The organism is Candidatus Ancaeobacter aquaticus (assembly GCA_030765405.1).
Lineage (GTDB): Bacteria > Auribacterota > Ancaeobacteria > Ancaeobacterales > Ancaeobacteraceae > Ancaeobacter > Ancaeobacter aquaticus.
The window spans coordinates 1-15,312 of record JAVCCP010000057.1; the positions used below are offsets into that span (position 1 = coordinate 1).

The 15,312-nt window shown below is 39.8% G+C and carries 14 protein-coding genes and 1 tRNA gene; all 15 read right to left on the reverse strand.

Annotated features, from left to right (window positions below):
• On the reverse strand, positions 1–193 hold a 193-nt coding region (locus P9M13_07765), incomplete at its 3' end, for a GTP-binding protein (protein MDP8263183.1).
• Between the two features lie 12 nt (positions 194–205).
• Positions 206–2,275: an elongation factor G gene (gene fusA, locus P9M13_07770; GenBank protein ID MDP8263184.1), complete on the reverse strand. Its 2,070-nt coding sequence runs from the start codon at positions 2,273–2,275 to the stop codon at positions 206–208.
• Positions 2,276–2,446: 171 nt separating this feature from the next.
• Entirely contained in the window at positions 2,447–2,920 is a 474-nt protein-coding gene (gene rpsG / locus P9M13_07775; protein MDP8263185.1) for a 30S ribosomal protein S7, read from the reverse strand.
• Between the two features lie 55 nt (positions 2,921–2,975).
• Positions 2,976–3,350, reverse strand: a complete 375-nt coding sequence (gene rpsL / locus P9M13_07780; GenBank protein MDP8263186.1) for a 30S ribosomal protein S12 — start codon at positions 3,348–3,350, stop codon at positions 2,976–2,978.
• Between the two features lie 9 nt (positions 3,351–3,359).
• On the reverse strand, positions 3,360–7,523 hold the full coding sequence (gene rpoC / locus P9M13_07785) for a DNA-directed RNA polymerase subunit beta' (GenBank protein MDP8263187.1): 4,164 nt from the start codon (positions 7,521–7,523) through the stop codon (positions 3,360–3,362).
• A 57-nt stretch (positions 7,524–7,580) separates the two neighbouring features.
• Positions 7,581–11,315, reverse strand: coding sequence for a DNA-directed RNA polymerase subunit beta (rpoB, locus tag P9M13_07790; protein ID MDP8263188.1), 3,735 nt, complete (start codon positions 11,313–11,315; stop codon positions 7,581–7,583).
• A 100-nt stretch (positions 11,316–11,415) separates the two neighbouring features.
• The gene (gene rplL, locus P9M13_07795; GenBank protein MDP8263189.1) at positions 11,416–11,799 is read right to left on the reverse strand and encodes a 50S ribosomal protein L7/L12; all 384 of its coding nucleotides are present in this window, start codon (positions 11,797–11,799) and stop codon (positions 11,416–11,418) included.
• A 107-nt stretch (positions 11,800–11,906) separates the two neighbouring features.
• Positions 11,907–12,440: a 50S ribosomal protein L10 gene (rplJ, locus tag P9M13_07800; protein ID MDP8263190.1), complete on the reverse strand. Its 534-nt coding sequence runs from the start codon at positions 12,438–12,440 to the stop codon at positions 11,907–11,909.
• 29 nt (positions 12,441–12,469) lie between these two features.
• A complete protein-coding gene (rplA, locus tag P9M13_07805; protein ID MDP8263191.1) occupies positions 12,470–13,180 on the reverse strand; it encodes a 50S ribosomal protein L1 in 711 nt (236 codons plus the stop codon).
• Positions 13,181–13,207: 27 nt separating this feature from the next.
• Positions 13,208–13,630, reverse strand: a complete 423-nt coding sequence (gene rplK, locus P9M13_07810; protein ID MDP8263192.1) for a 50S ribosomal protein L11 — start codon at positions 13,628–13,630, stop codon at positions 13,208–13,210.
• An 82-nt stretch (positions 13,631–13,712) separates the two neighbouring features.
• Complete coding sequence (nusG, locus tag P9M13_07815) at positions 13,713–14,585, reverse strand: transcription termination/antitermination protein NusG (protein ID MDP8263193.1); 873 nt, start codon at positions 14,583–14,585, stop codon at positions 13,713–13,715.
• Between the two features lie 10 nt (positions 14,586–14,595).
• The gene (gene secE, locus P9M13_07820) at positions 14,596–14,784 is read right to left on the reverse strand and encodes a preprotein translocase subunit SecE (protein MDP8263194.1); all 189 of its coding nucleotides are present in this window, start codon (positions 14,782–14,784) and stop codon (positions 14,596–14,598) included.
• 55 nt (positions 14,785–14,839) lie between these two features.
• Positions 14,840–14,913 (reverse strand) — tRNA-Trp (locus P9M13_07825).
• 64 nt (positions 14,914–14,977) lie between these two features.
• Entirely contained in the window at positions 14,978–15,127 is a 150-nt protein-coding gene (gene rpmG, locus P9M13_07830) for a 50S ribosomal protein L33 (GenBank protein MDP8263195.1), read from the reverse strand.
• Positions 15,128–15,185: 58 nt separating this feature from the next.
• Positions 15,186–15,312: elongation factor Tu (gene tuf / locus P9M13_07835; protein MDP8263196.1), on the reverse strand; the 127-nt coding region annotated here is incomplete at its 5' end.

Here is a 15,312-nt window from a genome sequence, read left to right on the forward strand (position 1 = left end):
CATTGATCGTTACTCCTCTTTCCTTTTCTTCAGGGGCATTATCAATATCATCAAACTTCTTCAAATCCGCTAATCCTTGCTTTGCCAATGTTCCGATTATCGCTGCAGTGAGTGTTGTCTTACCATGGTCCACGTGCCCGATCGTTCCAATATTTACGTGCGGCTTTGACCTTTCAAATTTTTCTTTTGCCATTTCTCTCCCCCTTTATTTCCTATTTAATATCTGCTCTTCTATATCCTTTGGCACCTTATCGAAATGAGACGGTTCCATCGAATAACTTGCCCTGCCTTTCGTAAGAGATCTCATAGATGTCGCATAGCCAAACATTTCTTTTAACGGTACTTCCGTACGAATAATTCTTGTTTTTGCTTTTGATTCAATATTGATAATTTTCCCTCTGCGGGAATTAATATCACCTATGATATCACCCATATATTCTTCCGGGGTCGTTACATCTACTTTCATGATCGGCTCAAGTATGATAGGTTTTGCTTTTCTTACCACATCTTTAAACGCTATTGATGCAGCCATTTTAAATGCAATTTCGGAAGAATCAACATCATGATATGACCCGTCTTCAAGCGTAACCTTTATATCAACAACAGGATATCCGCCGATAACACCTGTCTTAGCGGCCTCTTCAAGACCAGCTTTTACCGGTTTTATAAATTCTTTCGGTATAGCACCGCCAACAATTGCGTTAACAAATACAAACCCTGACCCTTTTTCAGTCGGCTCAATAGATATTTCAACATGTCCGTACTGTCCGCGCCCCCCGCTTTGCTTTATAAATTTACCTTCAGCTTTAGCCGGGATAGTAATCGTTTCTCTATACGCAACTTGAGGAGCACCTACATTTGCCTCAACTTTAAATTCTCTAAACATCCTGTCCTTGATAATATCCAGATGCAGCTCGCCCATTCCAGCAATAATAGTCTGACCTGTTTCAATATTTGTTGCTATTTTAAATGTAGGATCTTCCTCAGTCATTTTATGCAAAGCAATCTGAAGTTTGTCTCTATCGCCAGCCGTTTTTGGTTCAATGGCCATTGAAATAACTGGTTCAGGAAAGAGCATTGATTCAAGCACTATTTTATGTGAGTCATCACATAAAGTATCGCCCGTAGACACGCCTTTTAAGCCTACTGCGGCAATAATATCACCGGCATTCACCTCATCAATATCTTTTCTATCATTCGCATGCATCTCAAGAATACGGCCAAGACGGTCTTTCGTTTTTCTGCAGGAATTATATACTCCTGACCCTTTCTTTATTGTGCCGGAATATACTCTCATATAGGTCAATTTACCGACAAATGGATCAGTCATTATTTTAAATGCAAGCGCGCTGAACGGCTGTGAATCATCTGCTTCGCGTACTTCCTCATGATCAGTAGATGGATTAATACCTTTAATAGGAGGTATATCAAGCGGACTTGGTAAATACTGCACTACTGCATCTAAAAGCTGCTGCACCCCCTTGTTCTTAAATGCTGTGCCGCACATCACAGGGACAATAAGGCCATCAAGCGTTGCTTTTCTTATAACGGTCATCAATTCTTCTTTTGACGGCTCGTGACCATTTACATATTTCTCAAGAATAAGCTCATCTTCTTCAGCTAGGGCCTCAATCAGTAAGCCTCTATATTCATTTGCCTGACTCTTTAATGCATCAGGTATTTCTTCCACTACAAACTCTGCACCCATTGCATCAGATGTATATCTGAGCGCCTTCATCTGGACAAGATCAATAATGCCCTCAAACTTTTCTTCTGCACCGATAGGCAACTGTATGGGAACTGCTCGCGCACCTAACCTATCTTTCATCATTTCTACAGAACCAATAAAATCAGCCCCTACACGATCCATCTTATTTACAAACGCTATTCGCGGAATACCATATCTATCAGCTTGCCGCCATACTGTCTCAGATTGCGGCTCTACACCGCCTACTGAACAAAATACCGCAATAACACCATCAAGAACTCTTAATGACCGTTCAACTTCAGCCGTAAAATCAACATGTCCCGGCGTATCAATAATATTAATCCTAAAATCCTGCCAGAAACACGTTGTCGAAGCAGACGTAATGGTTATACCTCGTTCTTGCTCCTGTGGCATCCAATCCATTACCGCAGTACCTTCATGTACTTCTCCAAGTTTATGGACCTTGCCCGTATAAAATAAAATACGTTCGGTTGTAGTCGTTTTACCTGCGTCTATATGTGCCATTATTCCAATATTTCTAATTTTATCTAACGGAAACTGTCTCATTTTCAAAGAACCTTATGTTCGTATCTCGTATCTAGTAGCTCGTATCTAGGAATTCTACATCTGAAAACCATACTGCATGTTACTACTAAAAACTATGAACCCTTTCATCTCTATCTTTTAAGTCCTCGTTCTTTCTCGATACACTATGCACGAGACACGAAAACCGAGTCTTTACCACTTATAATGTGCAAACGCTTTGTTTGCTTCTGCCATCTTGTGCGTATCTTCACGTTTCTTTATAGAAGAACCCACGCCTTTGTATGCATCAATAATTTCTGTTGCCAAGCGCTTTCCCATAGGTTGCCCCTTACGTGCGCGAGAATAGGTAATAATCCACTTGATCGCGAGCGTTACTCTCCGGTCAGGAGATACTTCTATAGGCACCTGATATGTCGCGCCACCAATTCTTCGAGACTTTACTTCAAGAAGAGGCTTAACATTATCAATAGCTTTTAAGAACACTTTTACAGGCTCTTGTTCTTTTGTCTGCTCTTGAACGGTATCAAGCGAAGAATAAAATATTTTTTCAGCAATACTTTTCTCGCCATCTACCATAAGCATGTTAATAAATTTTGCTACTAATACATTCTTAAATTTAGAATCAGGTATAACTTTACGTTTTGTTGCTCTTCTTCTTCTCGCCATTACTTTCCTCCGTTACATAATACTGTTACTGCATTTCGTATATACACAGTCTCATTTAACTCTTTGGTCTTTTCGCACCATAGTGTGAACGACTCTTCTTTCTATTTTCAACGCCCATAGTATCTAGCGTTCCCCTCACTATATGATATCGTACACCCGGCAAATCTTTTACTCTTCCGCCTCTCACAAGAACAATAGAGTGTTCCTGAAGATTATGCCCCACGCCTGGTATATACGCCGTTACTTCAACGCCATTTGTTAAACGAACACGAGCTACCTTTCTCAGTGCGGAATTTGGTTTTTTAGGCGTCTGCGTTTTTACTAGAAGACATACTCCTCTACGCTGAGGACATTTTTTAAGTGCGGGAGATTTTGACTCATATTTCTTCGGATTTCTCCCAAATCGTATTAACTGATTAATAGTCGGCATGCAACCCCCTTATAAACCTTTCTTCTTTTCTTTACGTTCTTTTTTTTCTTCTTTAACTGCTTCCTCTTCTGTAATAGTAGCCATATCAATGTTACGGTGCGTGTTATAGCCAGTTCCACCGGGTATAACGTGGCCCATAATAACATTCTCTTTAAAACCTCTCAGAGTATCCACTTTACCGCTTGTTGCAGCTTCTGTTAAAACTCTTGTTGTCTCCTGGAACGATGCAGCAGATATGAAACTGTCTGTACTGAGTGACGCTTTGGTAATACCCAAGAGTAGCGGTGCAGCTTCAGCAGGCTTACCTTTCTTTGCTCGTACTCTTTTATTCTCATCTTCAAACTTTTTCTTATCAACTTGTTCTTCAAAGATAAAGTTCGTATCGCCCGGCTCGACGATCGTCACTTTTCGCAGCATCTGACGAATAATAACTTCTATGTGCTTGTTGTTAATTTCAACACCTTGTAAGCTATACACTTCCTGTATTTGATTAACCAAATATTCCTGCAAGTCACGCGGTCCGCAGACTTCGAGTATTTCTTGTGGGACAATAGGTCCTTCTGTAAGCTGCTGTCCCTTTTTCACATTATCACCTTTAAACACAATGAGGTGCTTACCGTGCGGTATGAGATGCTCTTCTTCCATCCCTGAATCAGGGTCTTTTACAATCAATTTTCGCTTCCCTTTAACAGCACCATGAAATTCAACCATACCGTCAATCTTCGCGATCTCAGCGGCTTCTTTTGGACGCCTTGCCTCAAAAAGCTCTGTTACGCGCGGCAGACCACCGGTAATATCTTTTGTTTTTGCTACTTTTCGCGGCGTTTTTGCCAGCAGTGCTCCTGCAGCAACCTTCTCACCATTATCAACAACAATATGCGCTCCTGCTGGAATAGTGTAATATGCGGAAGGTTCACCGTTTTCTCCCATAATTATTATCTGAGGATGCAGCTCTTCTTTATGCTCCATAATAACACAACCGAAAAGACCGGTTGATTCATCCATTTCTTTCTTAACGGTCACATTATCGAGGAAATCATGAAATTCAATTGTTCCTTCTTTTTCAGACAAAATAGGAATATTGTACGGATCCCATTTTACGAACGATTGACCCTTTTTAACCTTACCTTTTGGAGGAGAACTGATAACTGACCCAATAACTACCGTGTATTTCTCCAATTCACGGCCCTCTTCATTATGAATGCTGACATACCCGTTCTTATTTAACACGATACAGGTTTTATCTTTTGTTTCAACATATCGCAACTCATGAAATTTTATATATCCATCATTGCGCGCAACGATTTGCGGCTGCTTAAATGTCTGAGATGCCGTACCACCAATATGGAATGTTCTCATGGTAAGCTGTGTTCCGGGCTCACCAATTGATTGAGCGGCAATAATTCCTACTGCTTCACCCATATCTACCGTTCTCCCTGTCGCAAGATTTCTTCCATAACATTTCTTGCAAACACCGGTTGGTGCGTTACAGGTTAACACTGAACGTATTTTAATCTGCAGTAGGCCAATTTTTTCAATCCACTTTGCAGCTTTCTCGTCTATTTCAGTGTTTCGTTTAACGATAACCGCTCCGCTAACCGGATCTTTAACGTCTTCTAAAACTGTTCGACCCAAAATACGATCGTACAGGTTTACCATTTCATCATCGCCCTCCATAATAGCTTTCGCAACAATGCCGTTTACGGTTTTGCAATCTTCCATGGTAATAATAACATCCTGTGACACATCAACGAGTTTACGCGTAAGGTATCCTGAATCAGCTGTTTTAAGAGCAGTATCGGCCAAACCTTTTCGAGCACCATGTGTAGAAATAAAGTATTCGAGCACACTTAAACCTTCTCGGAAATTCGCAATAATGGGAGATTCAATAATTTCACCGGATGGCTTTGCCATCAAGCCTCTCATTCCAGCAAGCTGCCTGATCTGCTGCTTGCTTCCGCGAGATCCAGAATCAACCATGATAAAAATTGGATTCGCTTGCGGCAAACCACGATTATATTCGAGACCGCTAAACAAAGATTCTGCGACTTTATCAGTTGTATGTGTCCAGATATCTATAATTTTATTATATCTTTCACCGTCAGTAATACTACCACTACGGTATTGTTTTTCAACTTCGTTTATTTCGCCATGAGCTAATTCAAGAAGCTCTTTTTTCTCATTTGGAATAATCATATCATCTATACCTATAGAAATACCCGCACGTGTTGCTTCTGTGAAACCGAGAGTTTTGATTTCATCTAAAAGTTCTACCGTTCGTTCATGTCCTACTTTTTGGTAGCACTCAAGAATAAGTTTCCCTAAACGTCTCTTTCCAACATTTTCATTTACGTACTCTATTGCCGAAGGAAGAACATTATTAAAAATAACTCTCCCAACAGTTGTTTCAATGAGTTTTCCATCTATCCTTACTTTTATTCTATCATGAATCGTTACCACCTTTTCATCGTAGGCGAGCACTGCCTCTTCTTTATCAGAAAAAACTTTTGTTCTCCCTTCAGCATTTGTCGGCCTGTAGAGCGTAATATAATAACAGCCAAGTGTAATATCCTGCGTAGGTGTCGTAACCGGTTTTCCGCTTGAAGGTGAGAAGATATTGTTTGATGCAAGCATAAGGAGACGTGCTTCAGCTTGTGCCTCAAACGATAAAGGAACGTGTACTGCCATCTGGTCACCATCAAAGTCAGCATTAAATGCAGTACATACTAATGGATGAATCCTAATAGCTTTACCTTCAATGAGCATTGGTTCAAAAGCTTGAATACCAAGCCGGTGAAGTGTTGGCGCACGATTGAGTAGTACCGTATGGCCTTTTACAATTTCCTCTAATACATCCCATACTTCTATTGATTGCTTCTCTATCATCTTTTTTGCACTGCGAATAGTGTGAACAAGTCCTCTTTCCTTTAACTTCCTAATAATAAATGGTTCAAACAATTCAAGTGCCATTTGTTTTGGGAGACCGCATTGATGCAGCTTTAGTTCCGGGCCAATAACAATAACTGAACGACCAGAATAATCAACACGCTTACCGAGAAGATTCTGTCTGAAGCGTCCTTGTTTACCTTTGAGCATATCAGCGAGTGATTTTAACGGCCTATTTCCTGAGCCAACAACTGGCCTACCATGTCTTCCATTATCAAAAAGCGCGTCAACAGCTTCTTGCAACATTCTTTTTTCGTTACGAACAATTACATCTGGCGTTTTAAGCTCCAAGATGCTTCGCAATCTGTTGTTTCTGTTTATAACGCGACGATACAAATCATTTAAATCAGATGTGGCAAACCGACCGCCTTCTAACGGAACTAATGGGCGTAAGTCAGGTGGAATAACAGGAACAATATCCAGAACCATCCATTCAGGACTATTCTCAGATTTTCTAAAACCTTCAACGATCTTAAGGCGTTTTGCAATCTTTTTGCCTGCCTGTTTTGATTTTGTTTTTTTGAGCTTTTCTCTAAGTTCAGTTGCTAAATCATCGAGTGATTCTTTTTGCAGTAGCTCTTTTATCGCCTCAGCACCCATCTTTGCGTTGAACTTTCTACCGTATTTTTCTTGTGCTTCACGGTATTCGAGTTCACTCAAAAGTTGTTTTAGCTGTAGAGCCGTATCCCCTTCATTGGTAACAATATAATCTTCGTAATAAATGACGCGTTCTAATGCACGCGAACTTAAGCCAAGAATATTTCCTATACGGCTTGGCATAGATTTGAGATACCATATATGCGATACCGAAGCAGCTAAATCAATGTGCCCCATACGATCACGTCGTACTTTAGACTGAGTTACCTCTACTCCACAACGATCGCACACTATACCTTTATATTTAATCCTTTTGTATTTGCCGCAGTTACATTCCCAATCACGCGTCGGACCAAATATCTTTTCACAAAAAAGACCGCCCTTCTCAGGCTTAAAGGTACGATAATTGATCGTTTCAGGATTCTTTACCTCACCCTTTGACCATTGTCTCATAACTTCCGGTGAAGCAACACGTATTGATACTGTATCGAACATATTCGTAACAAGATGCGAAACATCTTCCGTGGTTTCTTCAATATCAATGCTCTGAGACTCTAAAGACTCTTTGAGCTTTACTTCTTTTTTACTCTCTTTAACCTCGGTCTTAGATTTTACTTTTTGTTTTGCCAAGGTACCCTCCAATATATTTGTATGTCTTGCATTTATTTTTATCGTAGAATTCTTTTATTACTCTTTGTCTTTTTCTCTTTCAGGTCTCACATCAAGCGCTAAACTCTGCATTTCCTTGATCAACACGTTGAATGATTCCGGAGTACCTGCTTCAAGATAATTTCTTCCTTTTACAATCGATTCATAAATCTTTGTTCTTCCAACAACATCATCACTTTTCACCGTCATGAGCTCTTGTAATAAGTATGCCGCACCATATGACTCAAGTGCCCACACTTCCATTTCTCCGAAACGCTGTCCTCCGAATTGTGCCTTACCGCCAAGTGGCTGCTGTGTCACAAGTGAGTATGGCCCAATAGAACGAGCATGGATCTTATCTGCAACAAGGTGACCAAGCTTCATCATATAGATATATCCTACCACAACTTTCTGATCAAATTTTTCACCTGTTCTGCCGTCAAACAATTCCACTTTACCGCTTTCAGGCAAGTTGGCTTGCACGAGCATTTCACGTATCTTCGATTCTTTAATTCCATCAAATACCGGCGTCATAACTTTCAGACCGAGTATCTCTGCCGCCCAACCAAGATGTGTTTCAAGAACCTGTCCTACATTCATACGAGAAGGTACACCAAGCGGATTCAACACCATATCGACCGGTCTTCCGTCCGGTAAAAACGGCATATCTTCATCAGCAAGAATCTTAGCAACAATACCCTTATTTCCATGGCGACCTGCCATCTTGTCACCAACTTGCAGCTTTCTCTTGCTTCCAATATATACCTTAACTTGTTTAATTACCCCCGGATCAAGCTCATCTCCCTTTTTGACTTTTTCTGCCATTCTATTTTCAGCAGTCTCAAATTCTTCATTTGCTTTATCGTAATCCATCAGGATTTTCTTGATTTCATAGCTGATAGAACTTTGCGGGATTTCGATATTTTTGTAATCTATCATCTCTAGTTTCTCAAGCTGAGCACGAGTAACTTTTTTGTCTTTACTGATAACGAATTCACCTGTTTCAGTATTAACTATATCCATTGTAAGCTTTTGCCCGAGAAGCAATTCTTCCATTCGTATTGAACGTTCTTCCTTGATAATTTCATACTTCACCTTAAAATCAGAGGTAATTTTTCTCAGCTCTTTCTTTTCTTCAAGTTTGTCTTGATCTGTTCGCGCTCTATCTTTACGCGCAAATACTCTCACGTCCATCACGACACCTTCAATACCTGAAGAAACCTTCAGTGATGTATCTCTTACATCAGCTGCTTTTTCTCCAAATATTGCCCTGAGCAACCTTTCTTCAGGTGAAAGTTCTGTTTCACTCTTCGGAGTTATTTTTCCTACAAGAATGTCACCCGATTTTACTTCTGCCCCTAACCGTATAACTCCATCTTCACCAAGATCCTTTAATGCTTCTTCACCAACATTAGGAATATCACGGGTAATTTCTTCTTTGCCGAGCTTTGTATCACGTGCACCTACCTCAAACTCTTCAATATGGATCGAAGTAAATACGTCATCTCGAACTAAACGTTCACTGATTAAGATAGCATCCTCAAAGTTGTATCCTCCCCACGGCATAAACGATACAAGAACATTTTTCCCGAGGGCAAGCTCTCCGTCTTTCGTTGCAGGACCATCAGCAATAATCTGACCTTTTTTGATCTTATCACCTTTTTTAACAATCGGTCTTTGATTAACACTTGTTCCCGCGTTAGAGCGAAGATATTTTCTCAGCGGATAATCTTTTTTGCCGATTCTAATATTTTTAGAATCAACTTCCTCAACAACACCATCCTCTGCAGAAAGCTCCATTACACCGGAGTCTCGTGCTGTACGATATTCAAGACCGGTTGCAACAAGCGGGGCTTCTGTAATTACCAGCGGAACAGCTTGACGTTGCATATTTGAACCCATAAGAGCTCTATTTGCATCATCATGTTCTAAAAACGGTATCAATCCCGCAGCAACGCTGACGAGCTGACGAGGTGATACGTCCATATAATCAACTTTTTCAGGTGACACTAAAAGAACATCACCTTTATACCGCACCTGAACTTTATCACTTGCAAATATACCTTTATCATCAATTTCTGCATTTGCCTGAGCAATAATAAACTGCTCTTCAACATCAGCAGTAAGATACTCGATCTTATCAGTAACACGACCTTCAGCTGCTTTTCTATACGGTGTCTCAAGAAAACCATACTCGTTTACCCTTGCATATGTTCCCATAGACGCAATAAGACCAATGTTCGGACCTTCAGGCGTTTCAATCGGACATATTCTACCATAATGACTGGTATGTACGTCACGTACTTCAAAACCTGAACGTTCCCTATTTAATCCACCTGGTCCTAATGCTGATAATCGTCTTTTATGCGTCAGTTCGCTTAATGCGTTCGTCTGATCCATAAACTGCGATAATTGGCTTCTCCCAAAGAAATCTTTTATAACACTTGAAAATCCTTTAGGATTTATGAGCTTATGTGGTGTCAAAGATTCCTGATTGACATCATAAAGATTCATACGTTCTTTAATCATGCGCTCCATTCTTGCTAACCCGATACGACATTGATTCTGCAAGAGCTCACCAACAGAACGAACTCTTCTGTTACCCAAATGGTCTATATCATCGATCTTGCCTTCACCGTTCTTTAAATTGAGAAGATATTTTATTGCTCGCATAATATCTTCTTTTCTTAATGTGGTTAGAGACAATTCATCTTCCGTTAACTTCATTGCTAACTTTTGATTAAGCTTAAACCGCCCGACACGACCTAAGTCATATCTCCTACGATCAAAAAACAATCTCCGGATAAGGGCTTTTGCATTTGTTATTGTTGCAGGATCACCTGGGCGCAACTTCTTATATATGTCCTTTAATGCTGCTTCCTGTGAGTCAATAGGATCTTTGCGCATCATTTTAATAATAGGTGACTCATCATTTGCATTTTTAAGGATTTCAATTGTTTTTATATTTAAATCCTCTAATCTTGTTAAAAGTACTTTCGTGATTTTATCTGGAGCACGAGAAATTATCGCGCCACTCTTGTCGTCTTTTACGTCACGCGCGAGGATTTTACCTATTAAATCGGCACTATTTATCTTGCCATCAATTTTAATTTCATCTTTACCAAAAAACTGTCCAAGAATCTCATCATTTGTTCCGTATCCGATTGCCCGCAAGAATGTTGTTGCCAATATCTTTCGTCTTCCTTTTCTCCGGTCAATATATGCATACATGAGATCATTCATATCAAACTTTACTTCAAGCCATGATCCACGGTAAGGAATGATCCTCAGTGAGAATAGTGTTAATCCACTGGGATGAGCTTCCTGCTCAAAACAAATACCGGGAGAACGATGTAACTGGCTCACGATCACTCTCTCAGCGCCATTAATAATGAATGTTCCTGTCGGAGACATAAGCGGAATCATCCCCATGTAGACGACTTCATCTTTTATTGCGCCGTGATCTTTTAATCGAAAATTTACTTTAAGCGGTGCAGAATAAGTAAGACCTCTCCTTTGACATTCCAAAAGATCATACTTTGGTACACCAATAGTGTACCCACGATATTCCAACACCAAGCTTTCATCATAACTCGTCACAGGGAGTATCTCATTAAATACTGCCTGCAATCCCTTATTTTCCATTTTTTCAGGTATTGTGTCCACTTGCAAATAATCGTTATACGAATTGATTTGCATTTCAATCAAGTGCGGCATGTCAACCACATCCTGAAACTTTGCAAAACTACTTCTTTTTGTAATAGGTTTTCTCATGTAAATAAACTCCATTTAACTTTTATAGATTAAATGAAAGTTATGAAGGAGCGTTTGCTCCCTCATAATAACAATTACGAACTCTATGTTTATATTTAACTTACTTTACTTCTACTTTTGCACCAACTGCTTCAAGCTTTGCTTTAATCTGATCAGCTTCTTCTTTAGTTGCACCTTCCTTTACCGGTTTCGGAGCACCATCAACAAGATCTTTTGCTTCTTTTAGTCCGAGACTGGTAAGTGCACGAACTTCTTTAATAACCTGGATCTTGTTAGCGCCAACTTCAGCAAGAATTACGTTGAACTCTGTCTTCTCTTCAGCAACAGCAGTATCGCCGGCAGCAGTAGCAGCAGCAACAGCTACAGGAGCTGCAGCAGATACGCCAAATTTATCTTCGAGAGATTTCACAAGCTCCGAAAGTTCCAAGACAGTCATTCCCTCTATCTTCTGTATTAAGTCTTCCATTACTTTTTGATCAGCCATCGTTATTAACCCTCCTCGTTAATTTTCGTCTAACCTTTTAGACTATAGTGATTTTTTATATGTTGAGCATAATAGACGGGATGCATCTCTTCCCATCGTTTATACGATTATCCGTCCGAAGACCCTTCTTTTACTTTTTTCTCTATCAATGCATTCAATACGTATAACGGTTTTTTCTGAATACCCGTCAAAACATTTACCAAACCACAGATAGGTGCCTGTAACTGCCCGATGAATCTCGCAATCATTACATCTTTAGAAGGCAATGTCGCTAAATATTCAATCTGCTCTTTTGGTATCAGATCCTTATTAATGATGCCTGCTTTTATCTTTGGTGATTCATTTGTTTTCATGAATTTTACCAGTGTTTTTGCCACTTCCGCCTGGTCACCATGAAGAAACAACACAGCAGTCGGCCCCGTCAAAAACTCATCGACTCCATCAATATTTGCTTTCGCTAACGCTCTCACAAACAATCTGTTCTTAACAACAGAATAATCCGTAGATTTTTCACGCAAAAGCGATCTGAGATCATTCGCCTTATCAGAGGTAATTCCCATATAATCAGTCAAAATCATCGCGTTCGATCCATCAATCTTCTTGAAGAGCTCCTCAATTATGTCGTTTTTCTCAATTCTCATCACTCACTCCACTTTCTTGTTCTAAAAAATCATATTCCTTTGATGTTTATTTCTTTTAAATCTATTCCAAGTCCGGGGCTCATCGTTGATGATATAACACACCTTTTCATGTATACACCTTTTGCTCCGGATGGCTTTGCCTTATAAATCGCCTCTATAACGGTAAGACCGTTTTCAGCTAATTTGTCTTTTTCAAACGATAATTTCCCGATTGATACATGAAGATTACTTGTTTTATCAATCTTATATTCAATCTTTCCTTTTTTTACTTCTTTTACCGCTTTTCCAATTTCCTGTGTAACTGTTCCGGCTTTTGGACTCGGCATCAATCCCTTTGGTCCCAATATCTTTCCTAATTTACTGAGATCTTTCATCAAATCAGGTGTCGCAATAGCAACATCAAAATCTGTCCAACCACCCTTTACTTTTTCAATGAGATCATCATCACCAACGTGTTCGGCACCTTCACTTTTAGCAGCTTCAACATTTGATGGTTCCTTGGTAAATACCGCTACTCTCACGAGTTTACCGGTACCATGCGGCAGTGTAACCGTGCCTCGCACCATCTGATCAGAATGTCTCGTATCAACACCCAGGCTAAATGAAATATCAACAGCTTCATCAAACTTAGGTTTTTGATCAACTTCTTTTAAAATATCGATTGCATCAGACAGTTTATATACCTTTTCCTTATCAACTTTTTCAGCAACGTGTGTATATCTTTTACTATGCTTTTTCATGAATCAAAAATCCTTATTGTTTAATAGTTATGCTATTTCAATACCCATACTGCGTGCGGTTCCTTCAATCATCTTTATTGCAGAGTCTTCACTATCGCAGTTTAAATCTTTCATTTTTAGCTTCGCTATTTCTTTCATCTGGTCACGGGTCACTTTTCCCACCTTATCTTTGTTTGGCACTCCTGACCCCTTTGCAATACCCACATGCTTTTTAAGCAGTACTGCAGCAGGAGGTGATTTGGTGATAAAAGAAAAACTTTTATCATGATAAACCGAGATCACAACAGGAATAATAAGTCCTGCTTTTTCTTTTGTAGCTGCGTTAAACTGCTTACAAAATTCCATAATATTGACTCCCTGCTGACCAAGCGCAGGACCAATAGGTGGAGCAGGGTTTGCCGCTCCCGCAGGAATTTGCAATTTAACGAACGCTGTTACTCTTTTAGCCATTATTTCCTCCGTATTATCAGACTACACATGCTCCCTATGTGCAATATCTACCGCACCGGGAAACAAGAGGCGTGTGTCCTGATTATGTTTTTTCAACCTGCCAATATTCTAATTCTACCGGTGTCGCCCTTCCAAAAATTAATACCATTACTCTTAATCTACCGCGGTCCGGATTTATTTCTTCTATCGAACCCGTAAAGTTTATAAATGGACCTTCTTTTACTTTTACGATCTCGCCTATTTCGAACAATATCTTCGGTTTTACTTTTTCTTTTTTCTCTTCAATCTGCGTAACAACTGCATTCACTTCATCGTCTCTTAAAGGGACCGGCTTTCCCGCACCAATAAAACCGATTACCCCTGGAGTCTCTTTAATAAAATACCAGGTATCATCATTAAAGATCATATTTACAAGCACATACCCAGGATAAAATTTACGTGAAGAAACTCTTTTTTTACCGCTCTTTACTTCAGAAACATTTTCAGTCGGTATCAATATTTGCGATATAAATTCTGTCATTTCTTCGGGCTTTATTCTGCTATCCATACTGTTTTTGACTTTTTGCTCCTGGCCGCTCAAAGAATGAACTACGTACCAGCTCATACCCTTGCCACTTTGAGTAACCTCAAGTTCGCTAGCAGCAGGACTGCCTTCCTCTTTAACTTCGCGCTTATCGTTTTTAATCGAATTGTTTTCTTCAGGTTCACCCTGCCCTTCACCGCTATCCGCGTCTTCAGTAACTTTGCTACTATCATTTTCACTCGACACAGATTCTTCTTCCACTTCTTCGGTCTCTTGAGTTTCTTCTAGCGAGACTTCGTCGTCATTACTTTTTACTTCTTCAGTAGACTGCTCCTGATCAGGAGTGCATTCTTCATCAACAGGTGCACTCTCAGTGCTTGCCACAGTTTCTTCTTCGTTGATTATGTCATTTTTATTTTCATCAGTGTGCATATACATTTCCTTATAAACTTACTATCTTTCTTATTATTCCCGCTAATGCCCAATCAACAACACCAATATAGGTAGCTAAAATCAATAATGAAACTATTACAATAACGGTTGAATCAATAAGTTCCTTCCTTGTTGTCCATGACACCTTTTTCAGCTCATCGACTACTTCCGTTAAAAAAGTAACAACTTTATTTGCCATACTTTCAACCCAACTTTCCGTATTCTTTCTCAGCAAAGATTGCTGCCAAAAACTTCAGGCCAGGAGGGACTTGAACCCCCAACATCCGGTTTTGGAGACCGGCGCTCTACCAATTAGAGCTACTGGCCTATAGTCCGCATGGCCAGAATGTTCAAGCAGGTCTCCCCACGCTTCTTTTCCTGACCAAAGTTACTCACTTTGTCTCTTTATGTACCGTATGTGCACGATCGAATCGACAGAACTTTTTTGTTTCAAGACGTTCTTTATGTTGTGTCTTATTCTTTTTAGTGGTGTAATTTCTATTTCCACACTGAGTACATTCTAATGTAATAATTTCACGCATTTTTAAACTCTTCTTTAGGTTTACTATCTACTATAAGATCATCACTTATAGCGACACGTTATTCAACAATATCAGAGATTCTACCGGCGCCGATTGTTCGTCCGCCTTCTCGTATCGCAAATCTCAAACCTTTTTCCATCGCTACCGGCACAATCAACTCCAACTCGATCGCTACATTATCTCCC